Raw genomic sequence first — 17,691 nt, forward strand, 5'->3', positions numbered from 1 at the left:
GACTGCGCAGGTATCGGCTACAATCTGGGGCATGAGCATCGCTGTCGTAGGTTCTATCAATGCCGATCTCACCGTGCGCGTGACGCGGCACCCAGCCCCAGGAGAAACGCTTCTCGGGCACAGCAGTACGGTCGCCCCAGGCGGCAAAGGCGCCAATCAGGCGGTGGCCGCGGCCCGGATGGGAGCGCAGGTCCATATGATCGGCGCGGTAGGTACGGATTCCTATGCGGAACCGGCCTGCGCCATCATGCGCGAGAGCGGCATGAGTCAAGAGGGCATCACGAGCGTGGAGGGCCCCACGGGCCTAGCGGTGATCACTGTCGCCGCAGATGGGGAGAACAGCATCGTGGTGGTGCCGGGGGCGAATGCCGCGATGAGCCCAGAACTGGTGGATGACCACGAGGAGCTTATTGCCGCGGCCTCCATCCTGCTGGTGCAGGGCGAGATTCCGGCCGCCGCCATCGAGCGGGCCATCGCTGTGGCCACCCGCCATGGAGTGCGGGTGGTGGTGAATCTGGCGCCCGTGATCGAGATGGATCCCGCGGCGCTGCTGCACGCCGATCCGCTCATCGCCAATGAACACGAGGCGGGGCTGATCGCGCAGCTCTATAAGAAACAGGGCCAGGGCAGCCCAGAGGAGCTGGCGACGCAGCTGCGCGAGGCAGGCTTCGCCAGCGTCATCATCACGTTGGGGGCCGCGGGCGCGCTGGTGGCCACGGCGGAAGGAATCCAGCAGGTGCCCTCCCCACGGGTCGAGGCCGTGGATACCACCGGCTGCGGGGATGCCTGCGCGGGCGCACTCGTCGCGGCGCTGGATGAGGGCGCGGACCTGATCGAGGCCACGGCCCTCGGCTGCCGTGTCGGTGCCTTCGCCGCGACCCGCGCCGGGGCCCAAACCTCGTATCCGAGCGCCGCGGAGGAGCTTCCCTCCTAGCGCTCTAAAGCGCGGGAGTCGAGCTCCCCGTGCCGGGAGCAGTGCGCCACCCAGCCCATGGGCATAATCTGGACGACCATGCGGCGCCCGCAAATCTGGCAGAAGCGCGGCGGCTCGAGCCCGATCTTGGCGCCGCGGCTCAGCTCCGCGAGGCCCTTCTTATTGCGCTCGGCGTTCTCATCCAGCGGCTGGCCCGTATTGGGGTGATAGATCGGTTCCTCGCCGGTGAGAACCGCAATGAGCAGCTCGTCCGAATCAGATCGTCTCATTGAGGGCTCGGATCGGGAGACGCAGCTTGCCCAGCATATCGAGGTCGGTTTCGGCGGGGCGGCCGAGGGTGGTGAGGTAGTTGCCCACGATCACCGCGTTGATACCGCCCAGCAGGCCCTGCTCGGCACCGAGATCACCCAGGGTGAGCTCGCGGCCGCCGGCGAAGCGCAGCGTGGTCTTCGGCAGGGCGAGACGGAAGGCGCCGATGGAACGCAGCGCCTCATTGGCCTCCATGGGCTCCTTGTCGGCGAAGGGGGTGCCGGGGCGAGGATCGAGGAAGTTCATGGGCACCTCGGTGGGATCCACCGAGGCCAGGTTCTGGGCGAACTCGGCGCGCTGCTCGCGGGACTCACCGAGGCCCAAGATGCCACCAGTGCAGACCTCCATGCCCACCTGGCGCACGTTCTTTAGGGTATCGATGCGCTCCTCAAAGGTGTGGGTGGTCACCACCTGCGGGAAGTAGGACTCGCTGGTCTCGAGATTGTGGTTATAGCGGTGCACGCCGGCATCCTTGAGGCGCTGCGCCTGCTCGAGGGTGACCATGCCCACCGAGGCGGCGATCTCGATATCCACCTCGTCCTTGATGGCGTGGGTGGCGTCGATGAGATCATTCATCAGCCGCTCGTCCGGGCCACGCACCGCGGCAACGATGCAGAATTCGCTGGCGCCGGTCTTGCGGGTCTGCTTGGCGGACTCGATCAGCTCGGGAATATCGATGCGGGCGGCACGAACCGGGCTATTGAACATGGCCGACTGGGAGCAGAAGTGGCAATCCTCGGGGCAGCCGCCGGTCTTCAGCGACACAATGCCCTCTACCTCGACTTCGTCGCCACACCACTTCAGGCGCACCTGGTGGGCCAACTCGAGGAGTTCTTCGATCTTCTCATCGGGCAAATTCAGTACTGCGAGGGTCTCCTCATAGTTCAGTCCCTCGCCGCGCTCGAGCACCTTGGTGCGTGCGTGCTCGAGAATAGTGCTCTCATCAAGGGCGCTACCCTGGGCGTCCTGCGTAGCCGTGGTCATAGCTGTACTCCTGTGTCGTGGGCAATAGTTGTTGCATGAGATGAACATCGTTTAGCAACAGATGTGTCAACGATAACACAAGCACTCGAACACTGTTCACCGCTACGTAGCGTCGATAAGCCATGCGCACGGGGGTGAGTTCATGGCCCCGCAGCTAGGTTCACTTCTTAGCAGGCTTTAAGGTAAAAGGCGCATAATTCGCCCTTTCCAGCTTCTTTTCTGAGACAAGGAGAGACGCCACCCGTGGCCACTTCCACCTCCACCGCCGTGCAGCGCACCCATCCTGTTCATCATGTTCCCACCCCCGGCAAACTCGCGGCCCTCGGCCTGCAGCACGTGCTGGCCTTCTACGCAGGCGCGGTGATCGTTCCGCTGCTGATCGCCAGCTCGCTGAACCTAGACGCCGAAACTACCATTCACCTCATCAACGCCGATCTGCTTACCTGCGGTATCGCCACCTTGATTCAGGTGGTGGGCATCGGCAAGCACGTCGGCGTGCGCCTGCCCTTGGTGCAGGGTGTGACCACCACCGCGGTGGCGCCGATTATCGCGATCGGCTTGGGCGTCACCGATGGCGAGGGCGGGGTGGAATCCCTGCCCACCATCTACGGCGCGGTGATCGCCGCCGGCCTCTTCACCTTCTTCGTAGCCCCGCTCTTCGGGCGGCTGCTGCGCTTCTTCCCGCCGGTGGTCACCGGCACTGTGCTGCTGGTGATGGGGACATCCCTGCTGGCGGTGTCGGCCAATGACTTCACCAACTATGCCGAGGGCACGCCCGATCCCCGCGATCTGAGCTATGCCTTCGCCACCCTCGCCGTGATCGTGCTGGTGCAGCGCTTCTTCCGCGGTTTCTTGGGCACGCTCTCGGTACTCTTCGGCCTGGTGCTGGGCACCGCCGCGGCGCTGCTGCTCGGCGACGCTGATCTATCCAAGGTGGGCGACGCCGCCCCGCTGGGCATCACCACCCCCTTCTATTTCGGTATCCCCGATTTCAATGCTGCCGCGATTGTGTCGCTGCTCATCGTCATGGTGATCACCATGGTGGAAACCACCGGCGATGTCTTCGCCACCGGCGAGATCGTGCGCAAGCGCATCGGTAAACCGGATGTGGAGCGCGCCATCCGCGCCGATGGCCTCTCCACCCTGCTCGGCGGTGTGCTCAACTCCTTCCCCTATACCTGCTTCGCCCAAAATGTCGGCCTGGTGCGCATCACGGGCGTGAAATCACGCTGGGTGGCAGCGTCTGCAGCGGGCTTTATGATTCTGCTGGGCCTACTCCCCAAGGCTGGGGCGATCGTGGCCTCCATTCCCGCCCCCGTGCTCGGCGGCGCCTCCTTGGCGCTCTTCGCCAATGTGGCGTGGGTAGGCATGCAGACCATTGGCAAAGCCGATTGGAAAGATGACCGCAATGCCGTGATCGTCACCACCGCCCTCGGTTTGGCCATGCTGGTGACCTTCAAACCCGATATTGCCGAAGCCCTGCCCGAGTGGGCGCGCATCTTCGTCTCCTCCGGCATGACCATCGGCGCGATTACCGCCATCGTGCTCAATATCGTGTTCTTCCACCTCGGGGTGCAGTCCGGTTCGGATGTGGCCCGCCACGATGGCCGCAGGGTCTCGCTGAACACCATCAACGCCATGGATCGAGAGGAGTTTGTGGCCGCCCTTGCCCCACTCTTCAACGAGGAGCAGTGGCCGCTACAACGCGCGTGGGAGGCCCGCCCCTTCGAGGATGTGCAGGCCCTGCGCGAGGCAGTGCAGGTGGCGGTGCTCATGGCCGAGCCAGAAGAGCGCAGCCGCTTGATCGCCGACTACCCCGACATGGCCACTCTGGTGCTCAGCAGTACCGACTCTGAGGACGAACGCCTGAACCAGGCCCGCGGCTCGGTGGGGCTTGGCGAAGCCGATGACGTGGAGACCGAACAGCTGCAGGTGCTGGCCGAGTCCTATCGAGAGAAGTTCGGCATGCCCTGGGTGGCGTGCCTGCGCACCAACGACAGCATCGACACCATCATCGCCGATGGCGTACACCGCCTGGAAAACTCCGAGGCGCAGGAGCTGCGCCGTACCCTCAGCGAAATCGTCGAAATCGCCAACGACCGCTTCGACATGGTGCTTGCCGACGCTAATCCCACGCGTTCCGCTTGGGATCGAAAGTTCACCGACATCGACTAAACCGGCGCATCCCTAGCATGGATACTGACCCTCAGTAGAAGGAGAAGCCCCATGAGCCCGTCTACCCCCGCGCCGCTGACACCCATCAGCGTCGACCCCGCCGTTCTCACCCCGCGTCCCCACTATCGGGTGCTGCTCAGCAGCAAGCCCTCCCCGCAACAGGTGCGCGAGCACCTGCACGAGATCTTTGCTGATCGGCTGCAGACCCGACTCGAGGAGCATGCTGGGCTGGTGTGCGTGCTGGACGGGCAGGTGGAGTACGTACTGAGCGCCCAGAACGCCGCGGATCCCGCGCCCCACTCCCACGCGGTACTCGGGCCCCGCACGCCGCTGTCCAGCGCCACCACACAGCTCGAGGTGCGGGTGCATTCGGATGTGCAGCCGCTGGTGCGCACCCGCGAGTCCCTGCGGGAGCTGAACTATATGCACGCCGAACTTGCCGCCGCCCTGGCCGTGCGGGAGGACGCGGTGGCGGTGTGCCACGTGTTTCGCGGCGCCAGCCGCCCCTTCGCAGTAGATCCGCAGGTGTTTAGCGAGGCAGTGCGTCACGACGTTGTTTCCGCCTACGTCGTGGACCTGATAGTCACCCGCACCGCAGAGGGCACCCAGGGCATGAGCATCGGCATGGTGGAAGCTGGGCACCCAGAGCTGCAGCTGCGTTCGAGCGCTGACCCCAGCGAGGTGTATAACCAGCTGGCCGATGTGTGCCAGTGGGCTCTGGCCCATCAACCCATCGCGGCCGGTGATACCGTGACGGTGCACGCACAGCACTACCGCGCCGTGGACGCCGAGTGGGCGGCGGGGCATCGACCAGCGCTAGAGCTGAATCTTGAGTCGCCCAAAATCGGGGGACGTGACCCTAAACGCGGCTAAGGCCCGAGTACAGTGTGATCTATGTCAAGCTCCTATTTCACCCGCACGAGTGCCACCGAGTTCGTCGCCACGGAACTCACCGCCGGCGCGTGGAATCCCCAAGAGATTCACATAGCGCCCGCACTGGGTCTACTTACCCACATCCTGCAGGAGGATTTCGCTGCCCGGCGGCCCGGCGACACCTTGGATCTCTCCCGCATCAGCTTTGACATTCTTGGCACCGCCCCCATCGGCGAGGTGCGGGTGGATACCGAGGTGATCCGCCCCGGTCGCACCATCGAGTTGGTGCAGGCGCGGCTGATCATCGCCGAGCGCCCCGTGGTCATCGCCCGCGGCTGGTTTTCCGCTGCCTTCGATACCGGCAGCATCGAATCCACCGCATTAAAGCGCATGCCCTCCCGCTACGTCATCCCCAGCTGGAACTTTCTCGAGGCCTGGGAAGGGGCCTTTGTCGATAGCGTGGACGCCCACCGCACGGTGCTCAGCCCCGGCCACGCTCAGGGCTGGCTCTCCTCTCGCACTCCCCTGCTGGAGGGAGTGGAGGTCTCGCCGCTGGTGAAGCTGATGACGGTGATGGACATCGTCAACGGCCTTGTGCTCAAGCACAATCCGAAAGAGGTGGCCTATCCCAATATTGATCTCAGCATCCACCTCTTCCGCTCCCCCGAGGGGCACTGGTTTGGCGCGGACACCACCATGAGCATAGGGCCTGCTGGGCACGGACTCACCCACACCCATTTGCATGATGAGAAGGGCCCGATTGGGGTGTTGTCACAGACGCTGACAGTGCGGCCTTAAAATGCTTGGCTATGACTTCCTCTACGACGCCCGCATCTGGGCAGGCGGCGGAGAAAACAGCCTCCGCCGCCGCGACTCACTCCGGTGGCCCCATGCCACAACGCTCGCTGTTTCCCATCTTCGGTGCCGTGTTCGTCGCGGTCTTCCTGCTCTCTAATATCACCGCCACCAAGGGGGTGACCATCGGCCCACTGGTGACCGACGGTGCCTTCTTCCTCTTCCCCCTCGCCTATGTGATTGGCGATGTGCTCACCGAGTGCTACGGCTTCAAAAACGCCCGCCGGATGATCTTCACCGGCTTCGGCACCGCCGTACTGGCCATTGTCACCTTCTATATCGCCATCTGGCTACCGCCGGCCGACTTCTACGACAATGACGAGGCCTTTGCCACGGTTCTGGGATTGGTGCCGCAGATTGTTGTCGCCTCCCTCGCCGGCTATCTCGTGGGCCAGCTGCTCAACTCCTATGTGCTGGCCACCATGAAAAAGCGCAGCGGGCAGAAGCGGCTCTGGTCGCGCCTGCTCGGCTCCACCGTTGTTGGCGAGCTGGCCGATACCATCATTTTCTGCGCCATCGCCGCCTCCGTCATTGGCATCACCACCTGGGGCGATGCCCTCAACTACACCATTGTCGGCTTCCTGTGGAAGACCGCCATCGAGATCGTGGTCATGCCCATCACCTATGCCGTGATCGCTTGGGTCCGCAAAACCGACCCCACCAGCTGGTAGCCAGCATCCCACCGCGAAAAAACTAAGGGTGCGGGGACAGAGCCTCTGCTCTGGCCTCGCACCCTTCAACGTCGCTAGAGGGGACGCTACTTTCCCTCGTCGGTGGACAGCGCCGCCACGAAGGCTTCCTGCGGCACCGACACCGAACCGATATTCTTCATGCGCTTCTTACCGGCCTTCTGCTTCTCCAGCAGCTTGCGCTTACGCGAAATATCGCCGCCATAGCACTTCGAGAGCACGTCCTTGCGCAGCGCCCGAATATTCTCACGCGCAATCACCTTCGAGCCGATCGCCGCCTGCACCGGCACCTCGAACTGCTGGCGCGGGATCAGCTCCTTGAGCTTCACCGTCATCTTATTGCCATAGGTGCGGGCATGATCGCGGTGCACGATGGCGCTGAAGGCATCCACTGGCTCACCCTGGAGCAGAATATCCACCTTCACCAGATCGGCTTCTTGCTCGCCGGCTTCCTCATAGTTGAGGGAGGCATAGCCCTTGGTGCGGGACTTGAGGGTGTCGAAGAAATCGAAGATGATCTCGCCCAGCGGCATCGTATAGCGCAGCTCGACGCGGTCCTCGGAAAGATAGTCCATCCCGCCGAGCTGGCCGCGCTTGGACTGGCACAGCTCCATGGTGGGGCCGACGAAATCGGCGGGGATGATAATCGTGGTTTTCACGATCGGCTCCCACACCTCCCGCAGCTTGCCCGAAGGCCAATCCGAAGGGTTGTAGACGATGGACTCCTCCCCTGCCTCATCGACCACGCGATAGTTCACGCTCGGCGCGGTGGAGATCAAGTCCAGATCGAACTCGCGCTCGAGGCGATCGCGGGTGATCTCCATGTGCAGCAGGCCGAGGAAGCCGCAGCGGAAGCCGAAGCCCAGCGCCACCGAGGTCTCCGGCTCATAGGTCAACGAGGCATCGTTGAGCTGCAACTTCTCCAGGGCGTCGCGCAGGTCCGGGTATTGCTCCTGCGAGATCGGGAACAGGCCGGAATACACCATCGGCTTGGGCTCTTGATAGCCACGCAGCGGCTTCTCAGCGCCTCCGGTGGCCCAAGTGACGGTGTCACCCACCTTGGACTGACGCACATCCTTCACGCCCGTGATCAAATAGCCCACCTCGCCCGGGCCGAGGCCCTGGCACTTCTTCGCCGTCGGGCTCATCACGCCGATCTCGAGGGTTTCGTGGGTGGCGCCAGTAGACATCATCTTCAGCTTCTGGCGCGGCTCGAGGCGGCCATCAAAGACACGAATATAGGTGACCACACCCCGGTAGGTGTCATAGACCGAATCGAAAATCATGGCGCGCGCCGGCGCGGAATCCGGCATCTCGCTGGCGGGGGCGGGCACCAGCTCGCACACCCTATCCAACAGGGCCTCAACGCCCTCACCGGTCTTGCCGGAAACCCGCAGCACCTCTTCGGGTTCGCACCCAATGATGTGAGCGATTTCGAAGGCGTACTTTTCCGGGTCAGCGGCGGGAAGGTCGATCTTGTTGAGCACAGGGATGATCTCAAGATCGTTCTCCATCGCCAGATAGAGATTCGCCAAGGTTTGGGCTTCAATGCCCTGGGCGGCGTCGACAAGCAAAATTGCGCCCTCACAGGCCTCCAAAGCCCGCGAGACCTCATAGGTGAAGTCCACGTGGCCGGGAGTGTCGATCATCTGCAGCACAATGTTCTCGCCGGCATGCGCGCCGGTGCGCGGCACCCACGGCAAACGCACGTTCTGCGCCTTGATGGTGATACCGCGCTCGCGCTCAATATCCATATTGTCGAGGTACTGATCACGCATATCGCGCGCATCCACCACACCCGTCAGCTGCAGAATACGATCCGCCAGCGTGGACTTGCCGTGATCGATGTGCGCGATGATGCAGAAATTACGGATCTGCGCCGGATCCGTGAACGTAGTTTCCGCACAATTGATAGCCATATCTCAACCTTCCCTGTTTTAGCCCCTCATACCCTACCCGAGCCGTATCGACGCCCACGGCAACGGCGTATAAACTGGGCAAGCATGGGTGACAGACTCGGCGCCATCGCCTCCTCGCTGCGGGATTCGGTGTGCTATGTCGCGGAACAATTCCAGCCCCCCAGCGATGGAGACCTCGACGATACCCTCGCGACGGTACGGGAACGCCTCGGCATATCCGGCACCGAAACCACCGAAGATCTACGCCGTCTGCGCGCCGCCACCTCCGTGCTGGTGCACGACAGCCGCGTGCTTTCCCGCAATATCTACTACGCAGCCGACATGGACGGCCAAGCCGAGCCGGGCGAAGTGGTGTGGGTATGGCTGCGCACCGAACCCACCTCCGAGCCAGAAGACCGCGCCCTCGTGGTGGTGGGGCGCACCCGACAAACCATTTTAGGGCTCCTCATCTCCTCCAACCCCGAACACCAAAACGATCCCTCATGGCTTGATATCGGCTCGGGCAACTGGGATCTCGCCGGCGAGCAGTCTTGGGTGCGCATCGACCGCGTCATCGAAGCCTCCGAGCTAGGAATCCGGCGCCAAGGGGCGATTCTGCCGCGGCGGCGCTTCGGAAAAATCGCCCACCGCCTGCGCTCCGAGTTCGGCTGGAGCTAGCAACTGTTTGGTCGGGCCTTTACCGCCCTGCTAGAGTGTGTCGAGTTGTTCATTTTCGCGCGCGCGGTGCCAGCAGGCAGTATGCCCCGTGGCCGCCGCCGAGCCGGAGTGAGGCATTAGGTGTTCAGTACCTTGAGTTCACCTCCCTGCCCCACGCGTCCGCCCAGATTGGTGCGGGCACGGCTTATACCAGCGCGAACGTGGCTGACAGTGACCATACCGTTTCCGCCAACGATAAAGAGGTTCTAGACCATGGCAAACATTAAGTCTCAGAAGAAGCGCATCCTGACCAACGAGAAGGCTCGTTTGCGCAACAAGTCCGTGCGCTCCGCCGTACGCACCGAGATCCGCAAGTTCCGCGCCGCCGTCGAGTCCGGCGACAAGGCTGCCGCTGAGTCCCAGCTGCGCGTTGCTTCCCGCAAGCTGGACAAGGCTGTGTCCAAGGGCGTGTTCCACCGCAACAACGCTGCGAACAAGAAGTCCAATATGGCTCGCGCCTTCAACAAGATGGAGGGCTAAGTAGCCTTCTGCCTTACCGCGCCACCAGCACTCGCTGGTCTGGCGCGGTTTTTTCATGCCCGCCCTCGTGTGGTCTGGGGCGGGGTATTTGGCGGGGAGGGTGCTCAGCGGGCCAATTCCGCGATGCGACGCACCGCGAATTCCACGGCGTAGTTGGGTTCGAGGCCTTGGCCCTTCACCGCGGCATCGAGCTCGGCCACCACGATGACAGCCTCGCTGACATTGCGGCTGCTCCAGCGGCGGGCAGCCGCGGCCACCTTTTCCACCTTCCACGGCGGCAGGCCCACCACGCGGGCCAGCTCATTGCCGTTGATGCGCCCCCGCACCGAGTACAGCCGGGCGATAGCGCCCACCGAGTTGGCCAATGCCGCAGAGATCAGCACCGGCGACACGCCCAGCTGCAGGGCGCGGCGAGTAGAAGCCACCGCCCGCTCCACACGGCCAGCGCAGGCCAGATCCGCGATATCGAAGCCCGAGACTTCCGCCACCCCGGAATAGAAGACGCGCACCGCTTGTAAGGTGACATCGCCATTGGTGTCAGAGACCAACTGACTCACGGCGCTGGCAAGCTCACGAAGATCCGAGCCCACGCCCTCCAACACGGCCGTGACCACGTCTGGGGTGGGACGCACCCCGTGGGAGCGGAACTCTTTATTAACGAAGCTCGGCAGTTCATTGCGCTTGACCTTGTGGGCCTCGTGCACGGTGGCGATCTTCGCCAGCTTGGTGGCCATCTTTTTCTGCCGTCCGCCGCCAGAATGCACAACGATCAGCGTGATGCCCTCCGCCGGGTCCACGGCCGCCTCGAGCAGCAGCTTCGCGGCCTCCTCCCCTGCCTCATGCGCATGGGTGAACACCACCACCCGCTCCTCGGCGAAGAGGGAGGGACTGAGCAGCTCAATGAGCTCGCTCGTCGTCACCTCACCAGCGCGCAGCTTGGTCACCGGCACTGGGTGGCCGGCCTGCTCAGACACGGCATGGGTAACCGCGCGCTGGGCGCGCTCGGCGAGGAACTCCTCCTCGCCCAGAATGAGGTGCAGGGCTGGTACAGACACGCCCTCCATCATGCCACGCGCCGCCGCGCGGGCAGCAACAGCAGTATCCAGAGCGGATACGGCGGGGAGGCAAGTGAAAGAGGCGGAGGCTGAGCCTCACTACGCCTAGAATCCAACATGGACACAAACTCGCCAAAGAATGAAAACAAAGCACTGAGGCCACACAATCACCTTTGGTGCCAGAATCAACAACGGTGGAGATCGATCTAGAAACCAATTCTCTAGCCATGTACGTCATGCTCATGCAGTAAGCACACGTATAAGCAGTGCGCCCTAGTTACTACTATTGTCTCCAGCTGCGCGTTGTACAGCTGCGATTGCTGCTTACAGGCCAGTGAGAATATAAGGCATGTGACGCTTTTTATCCTCTAAATTAAGAGGTCGATTGCTGGGTACGTCGGTTCAAGACCAAGCTTTCTCTTTTCATTACCTCTAGTGACCCGCATGTGCGGGAAAACACCCCCTAGCGTACTTAGTATCGGCTACACCTGCTCACACCACGCGTGCGGGGAAAACATCCTCTTCTACCTGCTCCGCCACTGGGGGCCAGGTCCATCCCCGCGCGTGTGGGAAAAACTACTGATAGAGCACCGGCCAATCGTAAGCGGCAGGTCCACTCCCGCGCGTGCGGGAAAAACCTGGGCTCTCTCAAGGACAAGATCGTGAACGTGGGTCCACTCCCGCGCGTGCGGGAAAAACGAAAGGACCACCCGATGACTAGTCCCGCCTACGGGTCCACTCCCGCGCGTGCGGGAAAAACCTCTCGCTAGCTTGGCACGTTCACCCCGCCACGGGTCCACTCCCGCGCGTGCGGGAAAAACCGCGGCGCTCACGCTAGCGATCTATACGCATCTTGGTCCACTCCCGCGCGTGCGGGAAAAACGGCGTATCGCCCCGAATGGGGTGCCGGACGAGGGGTCCACTCCCGCGCGTGCGGGAAAAACCGCGGCGCTCACGCTAGCGATCTATACGCATCTTGGTCCACTCCCGCGCGTGCGGGAAAAACGGCGTATCGCCCCGAATGGGGCGCCGGACGAGGGGTCCACTCCCGCGCGTGCGGGAAAAACCGTACCTGCTGAAACTGGCGCTGCGGGAGCATGGGTCCACTCCCGCGCGTGCGGGAAAAACGCGTCCTGTACGTGAACAAGGGATCCTTGGTGGGGTCCACTCCCGCGCGTGCGGGAAAAACTTCGGGAACTGCACCCCCGCCGGGGTGAACGGGGGTCCACTCCCGCGCGTGCGGGAAAAACGTCGCGACGCTATATTGAATGCGCTCAAGTGGAGGTCCACTCCCGCGCGTGCGGGAAAAACCACCACGGCGTGAAGGCGGGCGATCTCGGAGGAGGTCCACTCCCGCGCGTGCGGGAAAAACCCGGTTCGGGTCTGGGGCGCTAGCCCCAGTTACGGTCCACTCCCGCGCGTGCGGGAAAAACGGCTCGCGAGTGAGCCCCGAGTTGCGGAGCATGGGTCCACTCCCGCGCGTGCGGGAAAAACCTGACACCGAGCAGCGACGGCTCTACGACACTGGGTCCACTCCCGCGCGTGCGGGAAAAACTGCCGAAAACCGCTGGTGGCTTCCCGTGGGATGGGTCCACTCCCGCGCGTGCGGGAAAAACGCTCAGCTGGGCGGTACTACAGCTGCGGATGTAGGTCCACTCCCGCGCGTGCGGGAAAAACGCCGCCGACAGCTGGGCGAAGATACCCCAAATCGGTCCACTCCCGCGCGTGCGGGAAAAACCATCAATCGTCAAACTCTGTATTCTCCTCCTCGGGTCCACTCCCGCGCGTGCGGGAAAAACTTACCGGCCCCCTGCGGAGGGGGCTTCGGTGCTTGGTCCACTCCCGCGCGTGCGGGAAAAACCAGCAGCTGCTCAACACAGGCGGGCGGCCCCCAGGTCCACTCCCGCGCGTGCGGGAAAAACCACCATCGTGTTTCAGTCATACACCTAGCCTAGGGTCCACTCCCGCGCGTGCGGGAAAAACTCTCGTGCGATTGCGCTTTCTAGCCACTCGCGGGGTCCACTCCCGCGCGTGCGGGAAAAACCTGCAATAGGCACATCACGCCGCGAACGAGCAGGGTCCACTCCCGCGCGTGCGGGAAAAACCCTCTGCGAACAGCAGGTTTAGCGAGCAAACACGGCGTATAGATTCAACTTCTATTCGCCTTGAACGAACTAAACTACGACCGGTGGAGCAACAGTCTTAAATTTCCCGCGCGTCACCTCCTCCGCCAACAGACCAGAACCACGGTGTCTCCTCGATAGAACCTCTAGAGTCCATAAACTTACTGGATATGTCGGGCGCGGAAGAAACCTCTTTCGGCCTTTGAGGTGCGCCACTCCGTGTTGGGCCAAGGGACGCCCTGACACGGCTATGCCCACGGCAATAGGTAAGTATTCTTCTACTCTTACCGTGTCGGGCGCTGTATCCGAGAGCCGGTCGAGAATATGGTCAGATGCTCCAAGCTCTGGGGAGGTCTGCCATCCTTTACTAGCGTGAAGCATCATCTCAACGCTGACAGGCGGGGCGTCCTGGATACGTTTGAATACGATGCCATTGGCGGCAAGCCACCCTCCAGATAGCTCTGTCTTACCGCCATCTAAAAGCGGCATGTTCGCTGAAAACAGATGCTTACTTACCTTGCTCAAAACCCGGTTTCCCTTGGCTGCGTTGTGGGCACATCTAACTCCATTCCTCAGGTCTGGGATGATGCACCGATGGTTTTTGGTAGTAAGCAGTCCGCTAGTCGCCGAGCGGATGTCCTCTTCCCACCGTTCAAGATCTGGCACAAAAGCCTCGGTGAACCAAGCTGCAATTGCGGGTAGGTCGGATTCTGAAACCCCGTGCAGACGAGGAGCGGCTAGGCCTTCGGGCCAGCTCAATGAAACTCGGCGCCCAGCCACTTCTTCCGCCGCGCAGGCGATTCCGACCGTCGCGTACCATGCGCCAACGCGACTACCTCCGAGTCCGGTTAGGTCAACGAAGGGCTGGGCAGGATCGTCAATATCGTGGGAGGCCTTGTCCAGCAGCGCATCGTCTATCGTCACCGGCCCCAGAGCATGGGGATCCGGTTCCGCAGATGCTTTCCAGTCCGCCAACCGGACCATTGTCTCGGCCCAGGCTAGGAACCACGGATTGTCGCCGCACAAGTCGCGGTAATTGGCCGTTCCACGGTAGCCGTGATGGGACTCAACAAGGTGCGCCACTAGGGGGTTCTCTGGGCAGTAGGCGGCGACAATGCGAGCACCATGGGCAGCATGATCGACTGGGTTAGCGATGTCGCGGGGAAGAGGATTCCGACCGGTGGATTTTGCTAATGGACAATCCCCTGATTGTGCCCCTAGGTATGCCTGAAATGAGGGGTGAGCCTTTCCGAGGTCATGCAGCCCCGCGGCTTGGACGACTGTTTCCTTCAGCTGCGAGGACTCCGCTTTCGAGGGCGCAATGAACTGCTCGGCCAGCCCCGATGTCTGACGGCAATGATCGACGAGTGTCAGAATCCCCGATGAGGTTTCGCGCCGTTTTTGTTGTTCGCGCGGCCGAGAGACCACAAACTTATCGCTAACGCAGACCACCCAACGGTCCAAATATCGTCCAATCTGCTGCGGCGTCATCTCCGCGCATTCTTCGGGAAGTGGAATGATCTCAACCTCCCCAGTGGATGCGTGAACATCCTCGACTGGGGCATCACTGACCCACACTCCCCTATCTGGGAGATATCCCCCTAGGCTGGTATGCAAAACGATCGTTGATCCAGGAGCTATATCCCATAAGGACTGGGGTATGCACCATCCCTCCGCCTTCCGGATCCGTATCTTCTCCAGTCGCTCACGTGTCGTGGTGGTGGGCTCACGCTTGGCTCGCTTGTAGCCGTTGTCAGCATCATCAGTATCGGCCATCTCTCCGTTCCAATGGCCTGCGGCAAGTCCTCGGGCGAGGTGAATCGAAAGTTCAAGCTGCTCACCGCGTGTCGGAGGAGCTGCCTCTAGGATTTCTTCATCAAGTACATCTCTCCACAACACAGCAACAGGAGCTGTCTCCTCCTCTTGGTCTAGGCCACGCAGCCAAAGAGACGTGGCGTGCGGAGCGGGAGCGACGAGCATCAGGGCTGCGTACTCTGCGTCCATCTGTCCCATACGTACTGGCTCCGGCCAAGCGGAGTTGTCACCCAGAACAGCTTCCTTCAAGGAAGGGATACCGCCTAACGAGAAGTCGGCGCCATTAGGTAGCGCCCGCAAGCCACTACAGACGTTGGCTAAGATTTCCTCACCGTAGACCGCTTGGCTTCCTTTGTCTGGGTTTTTCTTCGGCACTACAAGGATCCCCTGCGGGTGGGCTGAACCTCCATAACGGTTGAGTCGACCCATGCGCTGCACGAGCGAGGGCCACGCAGACACCTGGGTGACAAGTAGATCAACCTCAAAATCAACACCCGCCTCGAGGCATTGCGTGGACACGACAAGTTCCCCAGGTTTCGGAGCAAGGTCTTTTTCGTCACGGTCGACCATACGCACACGAGAGGTCACCAGCCGAACATTCGTCTTAGGAAGCTTCTTAGCAAGCGCCGCCGCCACATCGGAGGCTGTCTGCACGGTATTCACGAAGACAATGGAGCGTGAGGTTTCCGTATGGGCGCGCGCAGCCTGTTTTACTAATTCCCTGACGGGAGAAGACGCCGTGCTACACACGATCGAGGCTAAACGCGGTGCATTGTATCTCTCCAGTGCTCCGGAGGTCTCCTGCTCGGGAAGAAACTGGATAGTGTCCTCCGCATCGGGGTCAAGTACATCAACGAGATGGTCGGGAATGGTGGCGCCGAGACACGTCAGCGTCGTGTTTGCCATCGTCGATACTTGCCGAAGTGTGTCGACCATTACGGTCGACAGATGGGGCTCATCGACAACCCACGCAGCATCGTGGCTAATCAACCCAGTGTGAATGATCGCGGTGTTGGGAGTCACGCCGGGAGCATGACCCAATACTCGGAGCACTAGCTGGGTAACGGTGGTGGTGATAATGGTCGCACCACGGGGCCTATCCAGCCACGTCCGGTCGTCACGCCGAGATCCATGAAAACTCGTGACGCCCAGTGGCTCGGCTCCTTCAGCAGCAAGCAGCAATAAGGCATCAGAGACCATGCGAAGGGCCGGTATGGATGGCTCGAGTAATGCCCGTTGCAACTGACGAACGTGAGCGTCCGCCCCGTCGACGACCGCTCGTCGTTCAACAGCATGGACGTAGCGCTGCCCCAGCTGGTGAGGAAAATCTGCGGCCGTGGCGCGGCCAAGCGCCCACACCCAGACGTCCGCTAACGCCGTTTTTCCTAAGCCTGTAGGAACATCAATCATGAGGGGAAGTCGACCCGTGCGAACTGCGTAGTTCGCCGCTTCTTCCTGCCACCGATAAGGCGGCACCCCATGGACTCCATGGAAGAACTCCGCGAAGCTCGGAAACATCGTGGCATCTCCCATTAGTCATCATCTCCTGTGTTAGTGCCAATGTTGCCGACGGGAACAAATAGCGAGTCCGTCGTCAGCGTAGGTCGAGTTTCTGGTGTGGGTGTCTCCACGGTGACCGCGTAAGGAACAAAACCACGTGGATGAAAAGGCATACTCATCGGCGCACAGCCCTTGAGTCTGGGCGAGGTTGATTGATGGCTGAGGAGATGTACTCCCGCCTTCGACGCGTAGTGCTCAAGATAGGCTGCTGCCACTGTTCGGTCGGCGGGACCATAGATGGGTACCGCCGTACGCCAGCGCTGAGACACAGCAAAATAACTGCTCAACCGAGTCCATACTCGACGATCCGCTGGGTCATAACGCAATCCGAGGTTCTCATCCTGCAGCAACCGGTGGGCGGCTGGAATTCCGCGAACGGCTACCCCCATGAGAGCTCCGTTTCCGTGCTCCGGATCCGCGTTTACCAACGGGAAAACATCACCATCACAACCAGCGACAGATCGTACATGGTCCACCGAAGCAGAGATTCTCCTCGTGTCCTTCACCGTCCGGTTAAACGTCAGCGGTATCCACCCGTCGTTATCTGGGTTCTGCGGATCGCGATGATCTGGAAGGTAGGAAACTTGACGTGCGGGCACTGTGGGAACATGAGCTCCAAGCTGATGCTCTTCCTCGAACCTTTTATCCAGTGCTGCCCCGAACCCAGGCTGCCACGTGCGCACCTGGCCGGCTGGGCTCTCCACTCCGACCCACCTCTGGGCGTTTTCTACTGCGCCGGAATCATCGCCTTCTACGACCTTCATGATGCAGCCGTCCATCGACGTGCCGAAGTAGCCGACTGCTGCGGCAGCTTTGTCTAGCAACTCCGCGTGCTCCGAAGAAACATCTACCACGTACGTCACGCGAGTGGCGAGCACCGGTTCTGGAAGCCGGGCGGCTCTTTTCGCCTGCATTTTCGTCAATTGGCCCACAGAAGCAGACTTCCGAGGCAATCCCGAGGGCTTTTTCGCCAAGAATGCATCAGTCCAATCGGCTTCTGGGAGCCGATACTGCCCAGTAAAGATATCCGGCGAGACGCTACGCTCCACCTCTCGAAGGACCGCGCGAATAGCCTCGGTAGTGGAATCAGACAGCTGCGCGTTGTGGCAGCCCGCCACTAAAGCAGAGTAGAGCCGAGCTGGGGACGGTGGCCATTCCCTCTTCCCTTGGCGATCGGTACCGTGAAATGTCGAGTTAAAGTCGACATGGATGGTAATCATTGGC

At 61.8% G+C, this 17,691-nt stretch carries 13 protein-coding genes and 1 CRISPR repeat array; of the genes, 7 read left to right on the top strand and 6 right to left on the bottom strand.

What is annotated here, in order from left to right:
* The first annotated feature begins 31 nt into the window (after window positions 1–31).
* A complete protein-coding gene (locus GBB18_RS04250; RefSeq protein ID WP_151640863.1) occupies window positions 32–934 on the top strand; it encodes a ribokinase in 903 nt (300 codons plus the stop codon).
* Here the strand turns inward: GBB18_RS04250 and GBB18_RS04255 are convergent.
* Window positions 931–1,203 carry a hypothetical protein gene (locus tag GBB18_RS04255; protein ID WP_151549299.1) on the bottom strand — a complete coding sequence of 91 codons (273 nt, stop codon included), beginning with the start codon at window positions 1,201–1,203 and terminating at the stop codon, window positions 931–933. The two genes, GBB18_RS04250 and GBB18_RS04255, sit on opposite strands and share 4 nt — an antisense overlap.
* Complete coding sequence (gene bioB, locus GBB18_RS04260) at window positions 1,190–2,227, bottom strand: biotin synthase BioB (RefSeq protein ID WP_151549300.1); 1,038 nt, start codon at window positions 2,225–2,227, stop codon at window positions 1,190–1,192. Before bioB ends, GBB18_RS04255 begins: the two co-directional genes overlap by 14 nt.
* A gap of 243 nt (window positions 2,228–2,470) precedes the next feature.
* Between bioB and GBB18_RS04265 the strand changes: the two genes are divergently transcribed.
* Genes GBB18_RS04265 through GBB18_RS04280 form a run of 4 tightly spaced genes read left to right on the top strand, consistent with a single transcriptional unit; the run spans window position 2,471 to window position 6,801 of the window.
* Window positions 2,471–4,402: a solute carrier family 23 protein gene (locus tag GBB18_RS04265; protein WP_370513259.1), complete on the top strand. Its 1,932-nt coding sequence runs from the start codon at window positions 2,471–2,473 to the stop codon at window positions 4,400–4,402.
* Window positions 4,403–4,453: 51 nt separating this feature from the next.
* A complete protein-coding gene (locus GBB18_RS04270) occupies window positions 4,454–5,275 on the top strand; it encodes a hypothetical protein (protein WP_151640864.1) in 822 nt (273 codons plus the stop codon).
* Between the two features lie 21 nt (window positions 5,276–5,296).
* Window positions 5,297–6,073, top strand: coding sequence for a thioesterase family protein (locus tag GBB18_RS04275; RefSeq protein ID WP_151640865.1), 777 nt, complete (start codon window positions 5,297–5,299; stop codon window positions 6,071–6,073).
* A gap of 11 nt (window positions 6,074–6,084) precedes the next feature.
* A complete protein-coding gene (locus GBB18_RS04280; protein WP_151640866.1) occupies window positions 6,085–6,801 on the top strand; it encodes a queuosine precursor transporter in 717 nt (238 codons plus the stop codon).
* An 86-nt stretch (window positions 6,802–6,887) separates the two neighbouring features.
* Here the strand turns inward: GBB18_RS04280 and lepA are convergent, their stop codons facing one another.
* Window positions 6,888–8,738 carry a translation elongation factor 4 gene (lepA, locus tag GBB18_RS04285; RefSeq protein ID WP_151549304.1) on the bottom strand — a complete coding sequence of 617 codons (1,851 nt, stop codon included), beginning with the start codon at window positions 8,736–8,738 and terminating at the stop codon, window positions 6,888–6,890.
* An 84-nt stretch (window positions 8,739–8,822) separates the two neighbouring features.
* Between lepA and GBB18_RS04290 the strand changes: the two genes are divergently transcribed.
* Both GBB18_RS04290 and rpsT read left to right on the top strand, forming a co-directional pair.
* Window positions 8,823–9,395: a type II toxin-antitoxin system PemK/MazF family toxin gene (locus tag GBB18_RS04290; protein ID WP_151549305.1), complete on the top strand. Its 573-nt coding sequence runs from the start codon at window positions 8,823–8,825 to the stop codon at window positions 9,393–9,395.
* Between the two features lie 252 nt (window positions 9,396–9,647).
* Window positions 9,648–9,914 carry a 30S ribosomal protein S20 gene (rpsT, locus tag GBB18_RS04295; protein WP_151549306.1) on the top strand — a complete coding sequence of 89 codons (267 nt, stop codon included), beginning with the start codon at window positions 9,648–9,650 and terminating at the stop codon, window positions 9,912–9,914.
* A gap of 104 nt (window positions 9,915–10,018) precedes the next feature.
* Here rpsT and holA read toward each other — a convergent pair whose 3' ends face one another.
* The 3 genes from holA to csb2 all read right to left on the bottom strand — a co-directional run bounded on the left by holA (window position 10,019) and on the right by csb2 (window position 17,687).
* Window positions 10,019–10,978 carry a DNA polymerase III subunit delta gene (holA, locus tag GBB18_RS04300; protein WP_255444669.1) on the bottom strand — a complete coding sequence of 320 codons (960 nt, stop codon included), beginning with the start codon at window positions 10,976–10,978 and terminating at the stop codon, window positions 10,019–10,021.
* Between the two features lie 540 nt (window positions 10,979–11,518).
* A CRISPR array of direct repeats spans window positions 11,519–13,074; the repeat unit is 28 nt; unit sequence GGTCCACTCCCGCGCGTGCGGGAAAAAC.
* A gap of 69 nt (window positions 13,075–13,143) precedes the next feature.
* Window positions 13,144–16,317 (bottom strand): HD domain-containing protein, encoded by a 3,174-nt coding sequence (locus GBB18_RS04305; protein WP_192795921.1) that lies wholly within the window; start codon window positions 16,315–16,317, stop codon window positions 13,144–13,146.
* Between the two features lie 122 nt (window positions 16,318–16,439).
* Window positions 16,440–17,687, bottom strand: a complete 1,248-nt coding sequence (gene csb2, locus GBB18_RS04310; RefSeq protein ID WP_151640869.1) for a type I-U CRISPR-associated protein Csb2 — start codon at window positions 17,685–17,687, stop codon at window positions 16,440–16,442.
* Window positions 17,688–17,691: the final 4 nt, after the last annotated feature.

This window comes from Corynebacterium sp. 11A (assembly GCF_008930935.1).
GTDB classification, from domain to species: Bacteria; Actinomycetota; Actinomycetes; order Mycobacteriales; family Mycobacteriaceae; genus Corynebacterium; species Corynebacterium megadyptis.